Source organism: Mesobacillus foraminis, assembly GCF_004340465.1.
Classification (GTDB): Bacteria; Bacillota; Bacilli; order Bacillales; family Cytobacillaceae; genus Mesobacillus_B; species Mesobacillus_B foraminis.
The window spans coordinates 114,292-135,609 of sequence record NZ_SLVV01000003.1; the positions used below are offsets into that span (position 1 = coordinate 114,292).

Annotated in this window: 19 protein-coding genes and 1 other RNA gene; 15 read left to right on the top strand and 5 right to left on the bottom strand. The window is 46.6% G+C overall.

What is annotated here, in order from left to right; translation table 11 throughout:
• The first annotated feature begins 6 nt into the window (after positions 1 to 6).
• From EV146_RS05185 to EV146_RS05210, 6 genes are all read left to right on the top strand, one after another.
• On the top strand, positions 7 to 288 hold the full coding sequence (locus EV146_RS05185; protein WP_132002915.1) for a DUF6171 family protein: 282 nt from the start codon (positions 7 to 9) through the stop codon (positions 286 to 288).
• A 54-nt stretch (positions 289 to 342) separates the two neighbouring features.
• Complete coding sequence (gene arfA, locus EV146_RS05190; RefSeq protein WP_132002918.1) at positions 343 to 1,851, top strand: arabinosylfuranosidase ArfA; 1,509 nt, start codon at positions 343 to 345, stop codon at positions 1,849 to 1,851.
• A gap of 102 nt (positions 1,852 to 1,953) precedes the next feature.
• The gene (locus EV146_RS05195) at positions 1,954 to 2,991 is read left to right on the top strand and encodes an aldose epimerase family protein (RefSeq protein WP_132002921.1); all 1,038 of its coding nucleotides are present in this window, start codon (positions 1,954 to 1,956) and stop codon (positions 2,989 to 2,991) included.
• 58 nt (positions 2,992 to 3,049) lie between these two features.
• On the top strand, positions 3,050 to 4,288 hold the full coding sequence (locus EV146_RS05200; protein WP_132002924.1) for a sn-glycerol-1-phosphate dehydrogenase: 1,239 nt from the start codon (positions 3,050 to 3,052) through the stop codon (positions 4,286 to 4,288).
• Positions 4,289 to 4,305: 17 nt separating this feature from the next.
• Positions 4,306 to 5,253 (top strand): glycoside hydrolase family 43 protein, encoded by a 948-nt coding sequence (locus EV146_RS05205; protein ID WP_132002927.1) that lies wholly within the window; start codon positions 4,306 to 4,308, stop codon positions 5,251 to 5,253.
• Positions 5,254 to 5,529: 276 nt separating this feature from the next.
• Entirely contained in the window at positions 5,530 to 6,522 is a 993-nt protein-coding gene (locus EV146_RS05210; RefSeq protein ID WP_132002930.1) for a glycoside hydrolase family 43 protein, read from the top strand.
• A 66-nt stretch (positions 6,523 to 6,588) separates the two neighbouring features.
• Here EV146_RS05210 and EV146_RS05215 read toward each other — a convergent pair whose 3' ends face one another.
• Positions 6,589 to 7,374, bottom strand: a complete 786-nt coding sequence (locus EV146_RS05215) for a C39 family peptidase (protein ID WP_132002933.1) — start codon at positions 7,372 to 7,374, stop codon at positions 6,589 to 6,591.
• Positions 7,375 to 8,565: 1,191 nt separating this feature from the next.
• On the opposite strand from EV146_RS05215, the gene EV146_RS05220 reads away from it, so the two are divergent.
• Positions 8,566 to 9,315, top strand: a complete 750-nt coding sequence (locus EV146_RS05220) for an inositol monophosphatase family protein (protein ID WP_158287011.1) — start codon at positions 8,566 to 8,568, stop codon at positions 9,313 to 9,315.
• A 115-nt stretch (positions 9,316 to 9,430) separates the two neighbouring features.
• Here the strand turns inward: EV146_RS05220 and EV146_RS05225 are convergent, their stop codons facing one another.
• A complete protein-coding gene (locus tag EV146_RS05225) occupies positions 9,431 to 10,597 on the bottom strand; it encodes an ROK family transcriptional regulator (protein ID WP_241993818.1) in 1,167 nt (388 codons plus the stop codon).
• Between the two features lie 285 nt (positions 10,598 to 10,882).
• On the opposite strand from EV146_RS05225, the gene xylA reads away from it, so the two are divergent.
• Both xylA and xylE read left to right on the top strand, forming a co-directional pair.
• Positions 10,883 to 12,214, top strand: coding sequence for a xylose isomerase (gene xylA / locus EV146_RS05230; protein WP_121610894.1), 1,332 nt, complete (start codon positions 10,883 to 10,885; stop codon positions 12,212 to 12,214).
• A 343-nt stretch (positions 12,215 to 12,557) separates the two neighbouring features.
• Positions 12,558 to 14,027, top strand: a complete 1,470-nt coding sequence (gene xylE, locus EV146_RS05235) for a D-xylose transporter XylE (RefSeq protein WP_373566053.1) — start codon at positions 12,558 to 12,560, stop codon at positions 14,025 to 14,027.
• A 71-nt stretch (positions 14,028 to 14,098) separates the two neighbouring features.
• Here the strand turns inward: xylE and EV146_RS05240 are convergent, their stop codons facing one another.
• Together EV146_RS05240 and EV146_RS05245 are read right to left on the bottom strand one after the other, a co-directional pair.
• Entirely contained in the window at positions 14,099 to 14,569 is a 471-nt protein-coding gene (locus EV146_RS05240) for an Hsp20/alpha crystallin family protein (protein WP_132002942.1), read from the bottom strand.
• 126 nt (positions 14,570 to 14,695) lie between these two features.
• Positions 14,696 to 15,010 carry a winged helix-turn-helix transcriptional regulator gene (locus EV146_RS05245; RefSeq protein ID WP_132002945.1) on the bottom strand — a complete coding sequence of 105 codons (315 nt, stop codon included), beginning with the start codon at positions 15,008 to 15,010 and terminating at the stop codon, positions 14,696 to 14,698.
• A 177-nt stretch (positions 15,011 to 15,187) separates the two neighbouring features.
• On the opposite strand from EV146_RS05245, the gene EV146_RS05250 reads away from it, so the two are divergent.
• The 6 genes from EV146_RS05250 to ssrS all read left to right on the top strand — a co-directional run bounded on the left by EV146_RS05250 (position 15,188) and on the right by ssrS (position 20,357).
• Entirely contained in the window at positions 15,188 to 16,039 is an 852-nt protein-coding gene (locus tag EV146_RS05250) for a VOC family protein (protein WP_132002948.1), read from the top strand.
• A 75-nt stretch (positions 16,040 to 16,114) separates the two neighbouring features.
• The gene (locus EV146_RS05255) at positions 16,115 to 17,218 is read left to right on the top strand and encodes an FAD-dependent monooxygenase (protein WP_132002951.1); all 1,104 of its coding nucleotides are present in this window, start codon (positions 16,115 to 16,117) and stop codon (positions 17,216 to 17,218) included.
• Between the two features lie 24 nt (positions 17,219 to 17,242).
• Positions 17,243 to 17,974, top strand: a complete 732-nt coding sequence (locus EV146_RS05260) for a GTP cyclohydrolase II (protein WP_132002953.1) — start codon at positions 17,243 to 17,245, stop codon at positions 17,972 to 17,974.
• Positions 17,975 to 18,080: 106 nt separating this feature from the next.
• Positions 18,081 to 19,148 (top strand): bifunctional diaminohydroxyphosphoribosylaminopyrimidine deaminase/5-amino-6-(5-phosphoribosylamino)uracil reductase RibD, encoded by a 1,068-nt coding sequence (gene ribD, locus EV146_RS05265; RefSeq protein ID WP_241993819.1) that lies wholly within the window; start codon positions 18,081 to 18,083, stop codon positions 19,146 to 19,148.
• A 196-nt stretch (positions 19,149 to 19,344) separates the two neighbouring features.
• Positions 19,345 to 19,914 carry a 5' nucleotidase, NT5C type gene (locus tag EV146_RS05270; protein WP_132003717.1) on the top strand — a complete coding sequence of 190 codons (570 nt, stop codon included), beginning with the start codon at positions 19,345 to 19,347 and terminating at the stop codon, positions 19,912 to 19,914.
• Positions 19,915 to 20,162: 248 nt separating this feature from the next.
• A non-coding RNA gene (gene ssrS, locus EV146_RS05275) (6S RNA) lies at positions 20,163 to 20,357 on the top strand.
• 304 nt (positions 20,358 to 20,661) lie between these two features.
• Here ssrS and EV146_RS05280 read toward each other — a convergent pair.
• Positions 20,662 to 21,141 (bottom strand): site-2 protease family protein, encoded by a 480-nt coding sequence (locus tag EV146_RS05280; protein ID WP_132002959.1) that lies wholly within the window; start codon positions 21,139 to 21,141, stop codon positions 20,662 to 20,664.
• Positions 21,142 to 21,318 lie beyond the last annotated feature (177 nt).

The window sequence follows — 21,318 nt, forward strand, 5'->3', positions numbered from 1 at the left end:
GCCGCCATGAATAAACCAAGCTTGTGCAAGGGATGTGCGGAAAGTGTGATCGTCACGGAAGAGGTGATCCAGGAGCTTGTCGAGGAGGCAAGGGAAAACCCTTCGAAGATCGTTTCCGAGGAGGTTTACTCAAGCCGCCTGGCTGCCTGTGAAGCCTGCCAGTCCCTTCAGTATGGTACCACCTGTGCCCACAGCGGATGCATCGTCCGCTACCGGGCCATGTTTAAAGACAAGAAATGTCCGTCGCCGTCCAGTCCTAAATGGCACAGCGACAAAGCCCCGGCTTAAAGTGATTTAAAAAGTGTTGTGCGATCGATCGCTAAATAGAAAGGGTGAGCAGGAATGGCTAGCAATAAAGCAAAGATGATCCTGGAAAAGGATTTTAAAATAGCAGAAATTGATAAGCGGGTTTATGGTTCTTTTATCGAGCATCTTGGCCGTGCTGTCTATGGAGGAATTTATGAGCCAGGCCATCCGCAGGCTGACGAGAACGGCTTCCGGCAGGATGTAATTGAAATGGTGAAGGAGCTTCAGGTTCCGCTTGTCCGTTACCCGGGAGGAAATTTCGTATCCGGCTACAACTGGGAAGATGGAGTTGGTCCGGTAGCGGAAAGGCCGCGCCGTCTGGACCTTGCCTGGAGAACCACTGAAACAAACGAAATCGGTACAAACGAATTCATGAAATGGGCCGAACTTGCCAATGCGGAAGTGAACATGGCTGTAAACCTTGGTACGAGAGGCATTGATGCCGCGCGGAACCTTGTTGAGTACTGCAACCATCCTTCAGGTTCCTATTACAGTGACCTGCGCATCTCCCACGGCGTGAAGGATCCATATAAAATCAAGACCTGGTGCCTTGGAAATGAAATGGATGGCCCATGGCAAATCGGGCATAAGACTGCTGCTGAATACGGAAGGATTGCCGCAGAGGCTGCAAAAGTCATGAAGTGGGTCGACCCAACCATCGAGCTTGTTGCCTGCGGAAGCTCAAACCGCAATATGCCGACATTCGCGGAGTGGGAAGCAACTGTGCTTGATCATACCTATGATCATGTCGAGTTCATTTCCCTGCACCAATACTATGGAAATCGTGACAACGACGTAGCCAATTATCTGGCCCTTTCCCTTGAAATGGATGACTTCATCAAATCAGTCATTTCCATTGCCGATTATATCAAGGCCAAGAAACGAAGCAAAAAGAAAATCAATTTGGCCTTTGATGAATGGAACGTCTGGTACCACTCAAATGAACAGGATAAAAAGATTGAGCCATGGAGCATTGCGCCGCCGCAGCTTGAGGATATCTACAATTTTGAAGATGCCTTGCTGGTTGGCTGCATGCTGATCACCATGCTTAAGCATGCGGACCGCCTGAAGATCGCTTGTCTTGCTCAATTGGTCAACGTCATTGCTCCAATCATGACAGAAGAGAACGGAACGGCCTGGAAACAGACCATCTTCTATCCGTTCATGCACACATCGGTATTCGGCCGCGGTGTAGCGCTGAACCCGATTATCTCAAGCCCTAAATATGACAGCAAAGACTTTACGGATGTCCCTGTGCTTGAGTCTACTGCGGTCTATAATGAAGAAAAGGAAGAGCTTACCATTTTTGCCGTTAACCGCGACCTTGAAGAAGGCCTGCACCTAGAGTGTGATATTCGCAACTTCGAAGGCTACCAGGTGATCGAACATATCGTACTTGAGAATGATGACTTGAAGAAGACTAATTCTGCCCAGGGAACGCCTGTAGAGCCTCATACAAACGGCAATGCGGCCATTGACGGCGGCCTGGTGACAGCGATGCTTCCAAAGCTAAGCTGGAACGTAATTCGTCTCGCGAAAAAGTAAGATTAAAAGGCCATGCCTTTGCCCTGCTTCGGACGGGTAAAGGCATAGATTAAATATGAATACATAACAGAACTGAACGAAAGGCTGGAAGGAGGAAAGACAATGAAAGTGATACAGGAAGAATTTGCCGAAAAAGATGGACGGAAGATCCATTCTTTTACCATCGTCAACAATAATGGCCTTGAAGTCTCATGTATCAATTATGGGTGCATTATTACAAAAATTCTTGCACCCGACGCAGCCGGTAAAATGGAAAATATCGTGCTCGGCTACGATACCCTTGAGGATTATGAAAAAGGAACCGCCTACTTCGGTGCCATCATTGGCCGGGTAGCTGGCCGAATAAAGGGAGCGTCCTTTGAACTGGATGGAGAAACGTATCATCTTCCAAAGAATGATAATGGCAACTCCCTGCACGGCGGATTCAATGGCTATGACAAGGTGATTTGGGATTGCACCCCTTTCGAGAACGAGAATGAAGCCGGAGTGAACTTTACCTATACAAGTACCGACGGGGAAGCGGGATATCCCGGGGAAGTCAGCCTTGCTGTTACCTATACATTGAGCAATGAGAATGAACTTGTCATTTCCTACAACGGGGCCACAACGAAGAAAACTCTGCTTACGATGACGAATCATTCCTACTTTAACTTAAGCGGCAATGGCAAAGAGAATATTTTAAACCACTCTCTCACATTGAAGAGTGATGCTTTCCTGGAACTGGACGAGGAACTGCTGCCGACCGGAACCATTCTCGATGTCGAAGGGACAGATTTTGATTTCCGGCAAGGCCGGTTCATTCAAACAGGCGCAAACTCCGATCACCCGCAGAATGTTCTGGCGGGAAATGGATACGACCATCCGTTCTTGCTGAATTCCAACCATAAGGAAGAAATTGTTTTAAAGGATCCAAAAAGCGGAAGGACTCTTACGATTGAAACGGACGAACCAGCGGTTGTAGTTTACTCCGGGACACAGCTTGGACCAGATGTACAGTCGGAAAAGTATATGGGAATCTGCCTGGAGACGCAGGGAGTGCCCGATGCCATCCATCATCCGAAGTTTCCAACTATCGTTCTTGACAAGGATCAGGAATATTGCACTCGTACGAAATATCGGTTTGGTGTCTCTGTCGGCTAGCCTTTGGTGAACGAAAAGATAAGTCATTTTCCAATCTGAATGAGAAGGGGCGTTGCACATGAAAACGTATATTGAAGAGATTATTGCTCAAGCTGAAAGCTGCAGTTGTGGAAACAAACACTTTGACATTCCAATTGAGGAAATCATTGTTGGGGCAGAAGCACTGCCGAAGTGTATCTCGTTTTTAAAGGAAAAATCATTTCATAAAGCGGTCATCATTGCAGACGAACTAACCTTCACAGCAGTTGGAGAAAGACTTAAGGCAATGATGGAGGAAGCAGGGCTTGAGGTTTCAGTTTGTTTGATCGAGGGAGATAAAAACGGCGATGTGGTGGCGGACGAAGCTTCTCTTGTACAGGCTTTGAATGAAACGCCAAGGGATGCTGAAGTGCTGATTGCTGCTGGATCCGGAACCCTGCATGATATCACGCGCTTTTGCAGTGATAAAACGGGAAAGCCATTTATCTCGATTCCCACAGCGGCATCGGTGGATGGGTTTACTTCCATGGGCGCGCCTATCATCGTGCGAGGAACAAAGAAAACCTTCCAGACCGTTTCGCCAATTGCCGTGTTTGCGGACCTTGAGGTTTTAAAAAACGCCCCGATGAAAATGACGGCCGCCGGTTTTGGGGACATGCTTGCCAAAGTGACCTCATTGGCGGATTGGAAGTTCAGCCATCTGATTGCCGGGGAGCCTTATTGTCCTCTGGTAGCACAAATGACAAGGGAAGCCCTGGATTCCTGCATCCAGCATGCTGATGAAATTGCCAAGGGTGATGAAAAGGGCATTGAAATTTTAATTAACGGCCTTATCCTGTCAGGGCTGGCCATGCTTTTATTTGGCCAGTCCCACCCAGCCTCCGGAGGGGAACATCATTTGTCCCATTTCTGGGAAATGGAGTTCCTGCGTGAAGGGCGGCCGCAGGTTTTGCACGGGGCCAAGGTAGCGGTATCGATGCCAATTTTAGCAGAATTATATAAAAGAGAGCTTGGAAGGCTGCTGTGCAACTGGGAGGAGCTGGACGACTATATCCACTCCGTCGAGGACTTCAGCTATATTGAAAGGATCAAGGAATTCGAATGCGAAATAAACTCCATCCTTGAAGGGATCCCTTCCTCTGACTATTTAAGGAGCCTCATTGAAAAAGTTGGCGGTGCAACCAGACCGGAACAGCTTGGCATCAGCAATGAGCTGGTGGTCCAGAGCCTCAATGAGGCACATTCCCTCAGGGACCGGTTCACGATGCTGAAATTCCTGAATGTAGTGGTTAGAACAGAGCATAAAGTCATTAACTAAAAGAAAGGTGATGCATCATGACAAAAGTAGAAACCCTGAAAAATCCGATAGTGGAGCAAAGAGCAGATCCATGGGTTTATAAACATACGGATGGATACTATTATTTCACTGGTTCAGTTCCTCAGTATGACCGAATTGAGGTCAGAAGGGCAAAAACGATCCAGGAATTGGCGACCGCCAAACCTGTTGACGTCTGGAGAAAGCGTGAGATGGGCGTAATGAGTGCCAATATCTGGGCACCGGAAATTCATTTCATAAATGGAAAATGGTACATCCATTATGCAGCAGCAAGGGCGGATGCCATCTTTGACCACCGTATGTATGTCATTGAAAATGAGTCCGCAAATCCGCTGGAAGGTGAATGGGTCGAGAAAGGGCAAATCAAAACCGATTGGGAGTCCTTCTCGCTTGATGCCACTACTTTTGAACACAATGGCGAGCTTTATCTTGTCTGGGCCCAGAAGGATCCGAAAATTGAGGGGAACTCAAATCTTTATATTGCGGCCATGGAAAATCCTTGGACCATCAAAAGCCCTCAGGTGATGATCACTACACCGGAATATGACTGGGAAAAGATTGGATTCTTAGTGAACGAAGGAGCAGCCGTCCTGAAGAGAAACGGCAAGATCTTCATCACGTTCTCTGGAAGTGCAACCGACCATAACTACTGCATGGGCTTGCTGACAGCGGATGAAAATGCCGACCTGCTGAACCCGGAGTCATGGACAAAATCAGAAAAGCCCGTATTTGAAACAAGCGTGGAGAACTCTCAATACGGTCCGGGGCACAATAGCTTTACAACCTCACCGGAAGGCGAAGACATCCTGGTCTACCATGCACGCAACTACCTCGAAATCGAGGGCGACCCCCTGTGGGACCCAAATCGTCATGCCCGTGCGCAAGTCTTCACCTGGAACCCGGACGGAACGCCAAACTTCGGCATCCCCGTACCAGACGCAAAATAAAGCACTTTAAAAGAGGGTCAGGCACGCGTTGAGGATTTACCGTATTAAAGAGGGTCAGGCACGCGCGGAGGATTTACCGTACTAAAGAGGGTCAGGCACGCGCTAAGGATTTACCGTATTAAAGAGGGTCAAGCAAGCGACAAGACAGTACCGTGTTATAGAGCCGGCACCCGTCAAAACCTTTAACGCGTTAATGCAGCCGGGGTCTGACCCGCTGCATTACGGTAATGTGTGAATGCATCATGAGATTGATTTCATTTTAGGAGAGTGGATGACATGGCTAGGAAAGAGGAATTGAAAAACCCGATTATTGAACAGCGCGCGGATCCGTGGATCTATAAGCATACCGATGGATATTATTATTTCACTGCGTCGGTTCCTGAATATGACCGGATTGAGCTGAGGAGAGCGAAGACAATCCAGGGGCTTGAGGATGCTGAACCTATTACGGTGTGGACCAAGCCGGACGAGGGGCCGATGAGCAACCTGATTTGGGCGCCAGAGCTCCATTATATTGATGGGAAATGGTATGTGTATTACGCGGCGGCATGGACAAGTGAAATTATTAACGGTCTTTTTGATCACCGTATGTTCGTCATTGAAAATGACTCCCCGAATCCTCTCGAAGGAGAATGGGTGGAAAAGGGACAAATCAAGACGGACCTGGATACCTTTTCCCTTGATGCCACAACGTTTGAACATAATGGAACCCAATATCTTGTCTGGCCTCAAAAGGATCCCGAAATTACCGGCAACTCCAATCTGTACATCGCTCCACTTAAAAACCCTTGGACAATTGAAGGGCCGCAGGTGATGATCTCCAAGCCGGAGTACCCATGGGAAATAAAAGGTTTCTGGGTTAATGAAGGTCCGGCCGTACTTAAGCGCAATGGCAAAATTTTCATTACCTACTCTGCAAGCGCCACGGATGAAAATTACTGCATGGGAATATTAACAGCGGATGAGAATGCCGATCTGCTGAACCCGGAGTCCTGGAAGAAGTCTGAGGGGCCTGTTTTCCAGACGAACTTTGAAGAGCGCCAATATGGCCCTGGCCATAATAGTTTTACAGTCTCCGAGGATGGCAGCGAGGACATTATTGTTTACCATGCCAGGACTTACACCGAAATTGTAGGGGATCCGCTTTACGATCCTAACCGGCATACCCGTGCACAGGTCTTCACTTGGAAAGAGGATGGCACGCCCGACTTTGGCAAGCCTGTTCCTGATCAAAAGGAGATTAAGAGCCCGCAAAAAGTCAGTCTTTAACAGGCAAAGCCCGTATCTTCACGATACGGGCTTTTTGATAGTTTTAGGGGAATGCTCCGGAACAGCTTAATTGATGACCACAGCCTGTTCTCCCATCTGCTCCCAAGCTTTTATAAAATTCTCCCGGTCCACAGCCTGATTTTTCATTCCATAGGGATTGTTGATATAAATATGGTCAGAATCATAACCGGTTATCACCACACTGTGCATGCTATAGGTAATGCCCACGGCTCCGTCATGCGTTTGCCAGGTTTCCAGACTGGAAACAGGGGCAAACGTGGAGGTCGTGATGACCCAGACCGGATTTCCTTCCGCAACCTGTTCCAGCAAAGCTTTGAATGGCTGGCCGGTGAAGTCGGCCGCTTTATCTTCGGCATATTTCCGGGCAAGCTCGAAAATCGGGCCATGGTACACCCCTAAGCCCGGTCCGTCCTCCATATTTCCCACGAAGCCAGAATTGGGGTTTCCCTTGTCGCCATTGGAGTATGTCAGCGGCACCCGGGCTACTGCATCGGCCAGCTCATTCTTGGTTACCTCAAAACCTTTATATAAAAGCATCATCGCCAGACTTGTGACCTCACACCCGTTGTAAAGGCGCGGGCTGTCCATTTGATTGAGAATCGGGACATCGAGCAGTACCTCTGTCGGCTGGGACGATGCTGAATTGTAGCCATTGACGGCAGCAGTTTTATAAAAATCCAGAAACTCTGCATCCGTGTCTGAAGTTTGGGTAGATTCCAGCACGGATTTTTCCGGCGTGACAACCTCTTCTGTGCTAATCGCTTCTGAACTTCCTAGCGGAACCCCGCTTATAAAAAGGGCTGTTACCCCTAACTTAACTAGTTGATTCATAGTCTGGCCCTCGTTTTCTTTCTCACTTTGTCTATGAAATCAGGTTACAAGGCAAATATGAATAAACCTTTAACAAGCCTGGAAGTTTTCTTTAAAAGCAGTTTCCCAACAGTATATGGAGGAAGTGGGTTCTGGGTTCCCAGTGATCAGGGACTATAGAGAAAATGCCACAGTGAGCAACTGCCGGAGGCGTTCGGGAGATAGGTGACCTCAATTAAAAAAATAAAAAGGAAATTATGAAAGATAATTAAGGGAGATTGAAACATAAATTACAACTCTTGAAAAATATGAGACCGCTTTTGAAAAATAAAACTTGAGTGGACCCCTGGCCAATGCCCTTGAAAAATAAAGACCTCCAATTAAAAAATAAAAAGGAAATTATGAAAGATAAATTGGAAAGATTGAAATATAAATTAGAACTTTCGAAGAATAAGAGACCGCTTTTGAAAAATAAAACTTAAGTGGCCCCCCTGGCCGATGCCTTTGAAAAATAAAGAGCTCCAATTGAAAAATAAAAAGGAAATTATGAAAGATAAATTGGGGAGATTGAAATATAAATTAGAATTCTTGAAAAATAAGAGACCACTTTTGAAAAATAAAACTTGAGTGGACCCCCTGGCCGATGCCTTTGAAAAATAAAGAGCTCCAATTGAAAAATTAAAAAGGGCATTTTGAAAGATAAATTGGGAAGATAGAAACAAAAATTAGAATTCTTGAAAAATAAGAGACCGCTTTTGAAGAATAAAACTTGATGGCACCTTCTGGCTGATGCCTTTGAAAAATAAAGAGCTCCAATTGAAAAATAAAAAGGAAATTATGAAAGATAAATTGGGGAGATTGAAATATAAATTAGAATTCTTTTGAAAAATAAAACTTGAGTGAACCCCTGGCCGATGTCTTTGAAAAATAAAGAGCCCCAATTAAAAAATAAAAAGGAAATTATGAAAGATAAATTGGAGAGATTGAAATATAAATTAGAATTCTTGAAAAATAATAGACCGCCTACGAAAAATAACCCGCGGCGCCCGGCTGCTGCACACAAAAAAAGTCTTCTTTTGCGAAAACCCGCACTTGTCCTAAACAACCTATATCAAGAAGTTCTATAGAATAAAAGCCAACTTATTTGTAATGACCGCCAAAACCATAGATGATAGAAATAGGATAAAAATACATAACAAGGAGAACAAAACGATGTACAAAGACTATCTTGAATTTGCGATTGAGGTCGGAAGGGAAGCAGGGGAGTTCATTAAGCCATTTGCCGGCAAGGCAGGCGGGCAGACGCTAAAGGCAGCGAAGGATTTTGTCACGGAAATGGATGTGAAGGTGGAGAGACTGATCATTGACCGGATTCAGTCACGGTATCCGGAGCACCGGATTTTTAGTGAGGAAGCCGGGACGATTGAGGGAGAAAGTGATTTTGAATGGGTGATTGATCCCATCGACGGAACGATTAATTACAGCATGGGCGTACCTTTATATGGGGTTTCCATTGCCCTGACCTATAAAAAGGAGCCGGTTGTCGGGGTGATTTCCCTGCCTGGTTTAAACGAGGTGTACTGGGCATCGAAGGATGGGGGATGTTTTAAAGACGGCGAACGCATCACCGTGCGTGATGTGAGTCTTCAGGAGTCCTTCGTTTCCCATGGCGATTTTGCGAAAAATGGTGACAAGGAGATGAATGCCCTGCGCCTTGAGCTCCTCGGGAAAATCGTCAATGATGTATACCGGGTGCGAATGATTGGCACGGCGGCCGTAACGCTCGCTTACATTGCAGGAGGCAGGCTGGATGCAGCGCTTTACATGAATCCTGAATTTTACGATGTTGCGGCTGGCCAATTGCTTATTGCCGAGGCCGGTGGAGTAAAAGCGATAGCCGGTTCCTATACTATTTACGGCCAGAAGCAGGCCGTTGAAGGCTTGGCCCAGCTTCTGTCCTGATGAGCCGCGGGGAGGATCAGCCACCGCGAGCCTGCCCTAAACTGAAAACCAAGGGCCTGCTCCTAAACCGAAAATCGAGAGTCTGCTCTTAAACAAAAAAACGGGAACCTGACCTCTAAACCGGAAACCCGGGGCCAGCCAAGGGTCTCTGGCTGAATTTTAGGAATCCTTCAATGGCAAAGGCAGAAACACCAGCGGCTGCTGAATAGGTGGACAGCTCGGAGAAGTTGATTTGGAGCCCTGCCCGCTGGAATGGCAGCGAGGATGAATGAACCGCTTCCATTACTGGGTTCCTGATTAGGTGCTCTGCCTGTCTGATCCTGTTGCCGATAATGACTTGCTCAGGGTTATACGTTTTAATTAAATTTGCGATGCCGATGCCAATATAAGTTCCAAGGGTTTGAAAAAGCTCCAGTGCGGCCGGGTTTCCTGCATCAGCGAGCGTGATTAAATCCTCCAGGGAAGCGCCCGCCAGGTGTTCATGCTGTTCGGCCGACTGGAGCAAAGCAAATTCGGAAGAGTATGCCTCCCAGCATCCACGGCTGCCGCAGGTACATTCCTTTCCATCAACAATGATCGTCGTATGGCCGTTTTCCCCCGAATATCCATTGCTTCCGCGGTACAGCTCATCGTTCAAGATGACTCCGGACCCAATGCCAATTCCAATACTGACATAAATCATGGAGTGGCTGTTTCTGCCTGCGCCAAACCTTTTTTCTCCGTATGCTCCTGCATTTGCTTCATTCTCAATGAAAATCGGACACTGAAACTCTTTTTCAAGGATTCTCTTTAAATCGACATCTTGCCATTTCAAGTTAGGAGCGATGAGGACTTTGCCCGCTGTATCAACGATGCCGGGCACACCGATCCCAATTCCGATGACACCGTACTTGCTGGGCGGAACCTGTTCCATTAGATAACGAATCGTCGCCGACACAAGAGATGTAAGCTGATGAACAGACAGATCCCTGGTTTTCTTAAGCTTTTCATGAACGATGCCGCCCGCCAGGTTTGTCACCACGCCTAAAATATAATTGACCCCGATGTCAATTCCAATTGCATATCCGGCGTGTTCGTTAAAAAGCAGCATGACCGGCCTGCGACCCCCGCTGGATTCACCGGTGCCTGATTCATGAATCAGGTCCTCTTCTATAAGTTCATTCACAAGGGAAGAAACCGTTCCTTTATTAAGGCCCAGTTGCTGAACAATATCGGCTCGGGATAAGGGCGCAGATTCCATTACTTGATTAAGGACCATTTCTTTATTCATTCTTTTAATCATTTGATTATTCCAGGTCGTAGGGTGTTTTGACACGATTCTCATCCTTTAAGATTTTTATAAAAATACTATATCACACTTAGTTTATTTAGTAGATAAACTAAGTTAAAAACATCTAAAAGTAAGTAAAAAAAACAATAAAAATAAAAAAACTTTGTTTATTAAATGGACAAACTAAGTAAATGGTGGTAAGATTTATTTGTACTTAAAAAAACGTTTTCATTCTGTGGGTGAAAGCGGTATAAAATCCGGCAATAAACTATTAAAATTCAGTTGGAGGTATGAATGATGAGCTATTTTAAAAATGTAAATCTTGTAAAATATGAAGGATCCAACTCCAATAATCCACTCGCCTATAAATTTTACAACCCAGAAGAACAAATTAACGGCAAAAGAATGGAAGACCTTCTCCGATTTGCTGTTTCTTACTGGCATACGTTTACAATGGACGGAAATGATCCGTTTGGGGAAGGGACCATGCTGCGCCCTTACAACGGGTTTTCCGGACTGGACCTTGCAAAAGCCCGTGTGGAAGCTTCGTTTGAATTTTATGAAAAGCTGAATGTGCCTTACTTCTGTTTTCATGATGTCGATGTTGCACCAGAAGGAGCCAATTTAAGCGAAACCTTTAAAAATCTTGACGAAATCGTTTCCATGATTAAAGAGTATATGAAAACCAGCAAAACCAAGCTGCTGTGGAATACAGCCAATATGTTCTCGAACCCGCGTTGGCTGCACGGTGCTGCGACAGCGCCAAATGCCGATGTATATGCCTATGCGGCTGCAAAGGTAAAGAAAGGCCTTGAAGTCGGAAAAGAATTAGGGGCAGAGAACTATGTGTTCTGGGGCGGACGTGAAGGCTACGAAACCCTGCTAAATACAAATATGAAGCTTGAACTAGACAACTTGGCACGCTTCTTCCATATGGCAAAGGACTATGCTAAGGAAATCGGCTTTGACGCTCAATTCTTAATTGAACCGAAGCCGAAGGAGCCAACTACCCATCAGTATGATTTCGATGTGGCGACAAGCCTGTCCTTCCTTCAGGCATACGGCTTGCAGGATGACTTCAAATTTAACATTGAAGCTAACCATGCGACATTGGCCGGCCACACGTTTGAGCATGAACTGCATACCGCAAGGATTAATGGAATGCTTGGTTCCGTGGATGCGAACCAGGGCAATCCGCTTCTTGGCTGGGACACAGATGAATTCCCGACTGACCTCTATGCAACTACACTTGCAATGGTCGAGATTCTGAAGAACGGCGGCCTTGGTTCAGGCGGATTAAACTTTGATGCCAAAGTGAGAAGAACTTCATTTGACCCTGAAGATTTGTTCTTTGCCCATATTGCCGGCATGGACGCATTTGCTGTAGGAGCAAAGGTGGCAAGCCGTTTAATTGAAGATCGTGTACTTGACCAGTTTATTGATGATCGCTACAAGAGCTATACAGAAGGCATCGGTCTCGACATTGTGGAAGGAAAAGCCGATTTCCACAAGCTTTCCCAGTATGCGCTCGGCCTGGATAAAATTGAAAACAAATCCGGCAGGACGGAGCAGTTGAAAGCTACAGTGAATCAATATATCCTTGATGCATATGCAACAGTAAAGGCTTAAAATGGACCAGGCTGGCAGGGATTTCTGCCAGCCTGCCCATATTGGGTTTGCTAGTTCTAAAAGAGGCAATGGCTGCCCATGTGAAGTGCCATATGTGGATAAAACCAACTTTTGCTTGAAAGAAACGAAATACATATGAATAGGAATCGTAGTTATGCCGTCCTGACGGATAAAAAGAAAGCGGTTGCCTGACTGGCTGCCCTGTCATTTGACTACATGTAAAAAATTATGATGGAATCTATCAATTATATGCATTAAATTACAAGACACGGAAATTGTCCATTTCGATCCATCGCCGGCAATAGCGCGGTCACCAGCAGCTATACTGAGCCCATCGTCCATTGTGCATTCATCTGAGAGGGGAATCCATATAATGAAAAAAAATCGAAATTCACTCTATATCTTTTCACTTACATTAGTAGCTGCCATAGGAGGATTGCTTTTTGGCTATGATACTGCGGTTATTTCAGGTGCAGAAGGTTCACTGCAAGTTTATTTGATCGATAGTCTGGGTCTGGGGGCGCTTGCCCATGGTGCAACAACCTCGAGCGCACTGATTGGCTGTATTATCGGAGGGCTGATATCCGGCTATTTTGCTTCGAATTTTGGCCGGAAAAAATCGCTTATTATTGCGGCTGTCCTGTTTTTCGTTTCAGCCCTGGGTTCCGGTTTTCCCGAATTTTTATTTTTTACCCAGGGGGAACCAAGTCTTTCTTTACTTTGGACGTTTAATTTTTACCGCATCATTGGCGGGATTGGCGTTGGTCTGGCATCCGCGATCACCCCGATGTATATTGGAGAGATTGCACCGGCAGACATACGCGGAAAAATGGTTTCTTTCAATCAATTTATGATTATTTTTGGCATGCTCGTTGTTTATTTTGTCAACTGGGGAATTGCCAACGGCCAGTCGGTGGAATGGATCAATGAAATCGGCTGGAGATACATGTTCGCCTCTGAAGCAATTCCAGCTTTGCTGTTTGGGGCACTCTTGTTTTTCGTGCCTGAGACACCGCGTTATTTGGCGATGAAGCAGCAGGATGATAAGGCTCTTGGTGTATTGACCAAAATCAATGGGCCGGCAGAGGCCAAAACAGTTTTACATGATATTAAGAGGACGATTGCCCAATCTTCTCATCTATCATCGGAAAAATTATTCGCTTACGGAAAGCTGGTCATCGTTGTTGGCATCCTGCTTTCAATCTTCCAGCAATTTGTTGGAATCAATGTGGCCTTATATTATGCCCCTCGTATTTTTGAAAGCATGGGCGCTGCAAAGGACGCCTCCATGGTCCAGACCATTGTGATGGGTCTTGTAAACGTTGTCTTTACCGTAGTGGCCATTTATACAGTCGACAGATGGGGACGCAAACCGCTGCTGATCACCGGCTCCATCGGGATGGCCGTTGGGATGTTTGGTGTGGCAGGTCTAGCCTTTGCCAACATCATTGGAATCAGCACATTAGTGTTTATCATCATCTATACAGCGGCTTTCATGATGTCATGGGGACCGATTTGCTGGGTACTGATTTCGGAGATTTTCCCGAATAAAATACGCGGGCAGGCGGTCGCCATTGCGGTCGCTGCTCAATGGGCCGCCAACTACTTCATTTCCTCAACCTACCCAATGATGATGGAATACAGCGGCGGGTTAACTTACGGATTTTATGGACTCATGAGTGTCCTTTCTGCTGTGTTTGTGTGGAAATGGGTGCCTGAAACAAAAGGGAAAACACTCGAACAAATGGAAATGGTGTGGAGAAAGCAGGAAGCTCGCCAGCAGGGAGTATCGAAGGTTCCTAACGCACAATAGATTTTGCCTTAGACAAAGAATCAGAGGCTGCCCGTTCTAAAAACGGACAGCCTCTTTTGCTTTTTAGGTTATTAATCAACCAAATCGATTTTCTTGCCCTGAATTTTAGGAATGGTAATCTCCAGCAGCCCGTCCCGGTACGAAGCCTTCACCTTTTTTTCATCAATTGGATGCGGCAGGGTGACCATCCTGCTGGCGGACTGGTAGGAGCCAAAGCGCCGAAAGGTTTTCTTTTGATCATCTTCTTCGGTCAGGATATCCTGATTTTGAAGCGAGATGGTCAGGGAATTGCCCAGGATGTTAAGCGAAATCTGTTCTTTTTTGACTCCTGGCAGCGCCGCGGTAATGATTTGATTGTCACCTGCGTCCCTGATGTCGACAGGAAAGGAGGCATGCGGAAAAGGCTGCTTGAAGAAATCATCAATACTTTGAAGAACTCCTTTAACAGGCCGCTCCTGAAAAAATTGATGAACCGATTTAAGCAAATCCCCGAATGGTTCCAATTTGTCCGGATGCCTGTGCTCGTCAGGTTTTTTCGGCATAGTGGCTCACCTCTGTCTCCATATTTCTACTATATATATGCAGGGTGCCCAGTGGTGGTACCTGTACGAACGCCTTCCATTTCCTATAAAAATAAAAAGCGGATTGTCGATAAAGACAATCCGCTTTTATTCAACTGGCAGCCAGGTTTGCGACCACTTTTCAATTTCTTTCATGATCGGCTCCAGTGCCAAGCCTTTATCTGTTAAGGAATACTCGATTCGCACCGGCGTTTCCGGGTAGACCTCTCGTTTAACAATTCCTTGGGTTTCCAGGTCCTTGAGCCGCTCGGAAAGAACTCTCCCGCTGATTCCCATCGAAGATTCCAAGGTGCAGAATCGCTTCGGTCCAGTCAGCAGCTGGTAGATTACAAGTCCAGTCCAGCGCTGGCTCATCAGACTCATCGCTTTTTCAAATCTTGGACAAATGAGAGACTGATCCATCGTTATCACCCCTGTACGTTCTATCTTACCATATTCGCTTTCATCCTATCATTTACTTTACACAATAAATTTATTTGACACAAGTAAGTTTTAAAAATATAATTACTTACATAAAGTAACTAACTAAATTTAACGTTTTAAATAAATACTAACCAAAAACAGATGGAGGTTATCCAATTGAAATTTCACGAGAAACCAAACACGTTTGTAAGCCAGGTTCATTTAAAGGTGAAGGATTTTGAGCTTTCGCTCGCTTTTTATCAAAAAGTAATTGGATTTAAAGTGCTGGAGCAGACCGGAAAAAAAGCGGTTCTTACGGCTGATGGCAGGACGCCGCTGGTGACAATTGAGCAGCCCGACCATGTGGTTGAAAAGGAACCTCGCCGTGCCGGTTTGTATCACTATGCGCTGCTTTTGCCGACCCGGGCTGATTTGGGGAAAGTGATCCGCCACCTGATTGAAACGCGCTATCCTCTTCAGGGAGCGTCCGATCACCTCGTGAGCGAGGCGCTTTACCTTGCCGATCCGGATGGCAATGGCATTGAAATTTACGCTGACCGCCCTGCTTCCACGTGGAAATGGAACGGTGATGAAGTTGTGATGACAACAGAAGCGATGGATGCGGAGAGTGTTCTTGCTGAAGCAAAAGGGGAGCGCTGGGAAGGACTTCCTGAGGGGACGGTCATGGGTCATATCCACCTGCATGTCTCCGAATTTGAAAAGACGGAAGAATTCTATTGCAAGGGTCTTGGCTTTGAAATTGTCTGCCGGTACGGCGGCCAGGCACTGTTCATTTCAACAGGGGGGTATCATCACCATATCGGGCTGAATACCTGGAATGGCGTGGGAGCTCCTGCGCCTTCGGAAAATAGTGCAGGACTGAGATTCTTTACGGTTGTTTTCCCGAATTCCAATGCCAGGGAACAAGCGGTTGAACGATTGAAAACCCTGGGTGCTGCGGTTACCGGGGAGAACGGGGTCTATATGACCAAGGACCCTTCAGGTACGGCGATCGAACTGAGTATCTAGCAAGAATTTTAAAATAAAGTTTGCGAGCGGCAGCTTTCTTGGAAGTGCCGCTGCTTTTAACAGAGGTGGTTTGGAATGAATCTTGAAGCGGAAGTTTGCATTGTCGGAGCCGGACCAGGCGGCGCTCTGTTAGGCTATTTGCTTGCTAAAAGCGGGGTATCAACGATTGTCCTCGAACGCCATAAGGGAATTGACAAGGAATTTCGGGGTGAACATTTAAATAAAGAGGGCGAATCCCTCTTGAAAAAATACGGCCTGTATGAAAAAGTGGAAAAAGCAGGCCTCCTGTTAATGGACCGGGTTGAGTATTGCGATCGCGGCCATGTCATAAAAAGTATTTTTCCTTCAGACGGGGAGGAACATGTAGGAATTCATGTACCGCAGCGCAACCTGTTAAGTGTGCTGATGAAAGAGTCCCAGGCTTATGAGAACTATAGGCTGATGATGGGCACAAAGGTGACAGGATTAATTTTAGATGAAAATGGCAGGGTTTCGGGTGTTCATGCCCATGATGGAACGAAGGAAATCACCATCAAAAGCTCGGTCGTTGTTGGGGCGGATGGGCGTTTCTCGACCGTGAGAAAATTGGCGGAGCTCCCATATGAAACGATCCGGCACGGCTACGATCTTCTTTGGGCCAAAATACCAAGCCCCCCAGGCTGGGAGCCAACCATAAAAAATGCATTGGTGGGCGGAAGGCAGCTCGCTTTGTTTACTCAGGCCGGAGGATGGATACAAATTGGCTGGAATATTGAAGAAGATTCCTACCCCCATCTGAAAAAGCAGTCCTTTGCTCCATTTATTGAAAAGGCGATAGAGGCTTTTCCGGAAATAGAGGAGGCACTTCTTGAGCATATTCAATCGTGGGACGATTTTATTTTATTAAAAGTTCACAGCTGCCATTGCCCGGCATGGGTGAAGGATGGGCTGGCCATCATGGGGGATGCTGCCCATACCATGAGCCCGACCGGTGCATTTGGCATCAATTGCGCCCTGGCGGATGCGAGTGTGTTATCAGAGGTCATTATAGAGGCACTTCACTTCCACGATGTGAGCGAAAGCCAGCTAAGGAAGTTTGAGAACAAGCGCAGGGCCGACATAGAAAAGCTGCAGCGGCAGCAATTAGAGAAAGAAGCGGCATTCAGGGACCATTTTGAAGTTTTCGCGATGGCCCATTAAAATAGGGAATTGGGGGAATTCTAGGTGGAAACAGTACAGCAAAAATTTGACGTTCTGTCACTTTTAGAGGATAAAATAAAAAGAATTCAGACTGGCGATGGAGCCATTTACTTGGTGGGTCCAATCAGGCTGCCGGTGAATCTGTACGGGGAAACGGTCGAGTTTAAATGGTACAGCTGGATGAAGAGCGATAAGGAAATGGATGACTTTACTCAGGTGGTGGCCCATTTATCTTCAGCCAATCTGGCGGAATTGCAGCAGTCGAGTGTCCTTGTTTATGGGGACTTTGAGTATGGAGAGGACGCCTTGATCCGTATGCATTCCATTTGCCATACCGGCGATATTTTTGGCAGCAAGAGGTGCGACTGCGGCTTTCAGCTCAAGCAGTCGATGAAGATGATCGCCGAGCATGGCACAGGTGCTTTATTTTACCTGGCGAACCATGAAGGGCGAGGAATCGGCCTGTTTTCTAAGGCGATGGCCTATATTCTTCAGGAAAACGGGCTGGATACGGTTGAGGCGAATGAAAGCCTTGGCTTTGCGGACGACACAAGGAATTACGACGATGCCATCCAGGTTCTTAAAGCGCTGAGGTCGAAGCCGGTCACGCTCATTACCAACAATCCGAAAAAGCTTAAGGCTTTGAAGGAATCCGGCTTGCCAGTTTCCGGAAGAACCCCTTTATGGGGCGATGTTTCGGAGTTTAATGAAAAGTATCTCAACACAAAGGTGAAGAAGTCGGGACATATGGCGTAGGAAGCTGTTTTTAAGGCAGGGATTTGTTATTGTCATCAAAGCGGAAATCTAAATAAAGCTAAAAACAAAGGGAAGGGACTTTGTAACAATGGATTATGAGTTTTACATGCAATTAGCATTGAAAAATGCCCAGGCCATGAAAGGGCAGACGGATCCGAACCCCATCGTGGGCTCCGTGATTGTCAACCATAACCGGATCGTCGGGGTTGGAGCACACCTGAAGGCTGGGGAACCCCACGCCGAGATCCATGCCCTTCGAATGGCGGGGGAAGAGGCGGAGGGCGGAACGATTTATGTCACGCTTGAACCATGTTCCCACCAAGGCAGGACCGGCCCCTGTGCCGTCGCTATTGTTGAGGCGGGGATTAAAAAAGTGGTGATCGCCACCCTGGACCCAAATCCGGTTGTGGCCGGAAACGGCGTGAAAATCCTCGAGGAAGCCGGAATTGAAGTGGTGATTGGAATCTGCGAGGAAGAATCGCGGAAAATGAATGAAGTATTCAACAAATTCATCGTTGAGAAAAAACCTTTCATTACACTCAAATCCGGCATTACGCTTGACGGGAAAATTGCCACCCATAAGAACAGCAGCAAGTGGATTACTTCGGCTGAGGCCAGGGAGGATGTTCATCAGCTGAGAAGCGAGAACATGGGGATCCTGGTTGGGGTGAATACAGTCATCCATGATGATCCCGAACTGACATCAAGAATACCAAATGGCCGGAATCCAATCCGGATTGTTTTGGACTCGACGCTAAAAATTCCGCTGGAATCCAGGGTGATTCAGGATAAGCAGGCGGAAACATGGATTTTTACAAGTGAGAGCCATGACAGGGAAAAGCGCAAGACGTTGGAGGCCATGGGAATTTCTGTGTTCAAAACGGGCGGATCAAAGACCGTGGATCCAAAACAGGTTGTGCAAATCCTCGGAGAAAAGCTGGTTTCCTCCGTATTAATTGAGGGCGGCGGAAGCATCAATGCTGCCTTCCTGGAAAATAAACTGATTGATAAGGCTGTTTTATATATCGCTCCGAAGCTGGTCGGCGGACAGCAGGCGCCAACCTTCCTTGAAGGAACAGGCATCGAGAACATGAGCGATGCAGTGGAGCTGTCTGATGTCACGGTCACTCCGGTCGGCAGGGATTTTAAATTTGTCGGCTATCCAGTTTACTAGGATTGGATGCGGAGGCTGGCTTGCAAGGCTGCCGGCTTTTAGGGTTTACTGACTTAGGTTTGGTAGGTTGGGTGCCAGCATTTATGGTTGGTTTTTATCAGGGGGAAAAAGGACCCCTATTTTAATCATCACCGAGGGAGAGCCGCCCCAGCCTGCTAATCCGTTTTTACAGAAGGTTTTGGAAAGAGGTTTTAAAATGAGATTTGGCTTTGATATTGATGATACGTTGATCAACCTTAGAGAGCATGCGTTCAATATTTATAACAGGAAGCTTGGGAAACAGTTGGGACTGGAGCTTTTCCATGCATTAAAAACAGTTGAGATCCACGAGCCCTTTGGGATGACGTCGCAGGAGGGCAAGCAGATGTGGAACAGCTCGCGGGAAGAAATCTACTACACCACCTGCCCTCCTTATCCCGGAGCCGTTGAAATGCTGCAAGAGCTGGAAGAGCAGGGCCATGAGATCTTTTATATCACCGCAAGGGACCGGGAGCACGGAGAGCGCACGAAGCAATGGCTCAAGGATAACGGATTTCCCGTCCGCGACGACCGCTTTTTCTGCGGCATGAAGGACGAAGAAAAAATCCAGACCATCCGGCAGCTCAAGCTCAATTATTACTTCGACGACAAGCCGGCCGTGCTCAACACCCTGTCAGAAGAGCCCGTCAAACTCTTCGTAAAAGACCAGACCTATAACCAGCACCTCAACATCCCACGCATAACAGACTGGACCCAGTGGAAAACCCACATCCCTCTGCCGCACTAAAGAGGGTCAGGCACGCGTCAGTGCAGTGCTGTAGTAAAGAGGGTCAGGCACGCGCCTATGAATTGCAGTGCTAAAGAGGGTCAGGCACGCGCCAATGATGTGCAGTGCTAAAGTGGGTCAGGCACGCGTCAGTGAAGTGCCTCACTGAAGGATGGACAGGCATGCTGGCGGCAGTGCCGGAACCCAGTGATTTTTTAAACTCCATTTTTTTACATTGATTTGCGCTCTGAAATTAGGTATTATAGTAACAGAAGCTGCGTTGTGCGTAATCATAATAAAGTTTTAACCTTTAAGCTGTAAAAGGGAGTTTTAATTGAAACCGGAATGACAAGCCTCTGTCTATATGACAAGGAGGACATGCAGGAACGTTTCTGCGAACACCCACTTTGAGGAGTGGTGGTTTAAAACTTTCTTATATTAAATTACGGCAATGCGGCTGTACATAAGCTGATGATCACCAGTTCTCCGGTTGGAGGGCTGGTTTTTTTGTGGTGATTTTCGATTGGCTCTGTTTGTCTGATAATGTTTTAGGGCGTTTAAGTCTGTTTAGACGTGAAACCATAAAAGCTTTATAACGCCCGTAACGATAACCATGAAGCAAAAAGGGGCATTATGAATTCATTCATAACGCCCGTAAAAAGGAAAGAGGGTACGAAGGGAACTTTTTTATCCGTTTTAACCCAAAAGGACATGTTAGAGACCGGTTTTGGGCTCCCTACCTCCGTCTTTTGCTCGCCAGCAAACCAGTCACCCCGTAAGCTTTGGCCACTTCCGATACAGCAGCACGTAGTAAATCGCCAGCCCGTCGCTGTAGTTCTCGTCCCCGTAATCAACTGGCACAAGAGAAAACACGGACAGCCAGACGGAAAAATACGAGAATTGCTCAAACACCTTGCGTTCCTCCAGATAGCCATTTGAGATTAACAGATTAAGAATCAGGACAGAGGCCAAATTAAAAAGGATACCGCCCGCGTGAACCAGGAAATGAGTGAGCCTGTTGTTCCATTGAAGCTTCGCATATTCACAATAGGAATCTAAAAAATACATAACATGCAGGGAGAAGGGCCCTTTCTTAAAAAGCTGTCGGCCGCGGCCGATCATTAAGCGGAAGTTTCCTCCAAGAAGCTTCACGAAAAAGGCATGACCCAGTTCGTGTATAAAAATAACTAATGGATAGATTAATAGAAGTGACCATAAAAATCGCCAGAAATCAGCTAACCCAAACATTAAAAAAACCTCCTTGACTACAGCAAAAAGCGGAGAATAGACTCTAGTCGTACTATAACTCCGAAGCCCGGGCTTTAAACGCCTCTCACAGGATTGTCTCTGGAATGTCACCTTTCTGAGATGATTCTCAAAACTATGAATTCATTAGAAGATTCACGTTTACGCCGTTTTGAATAG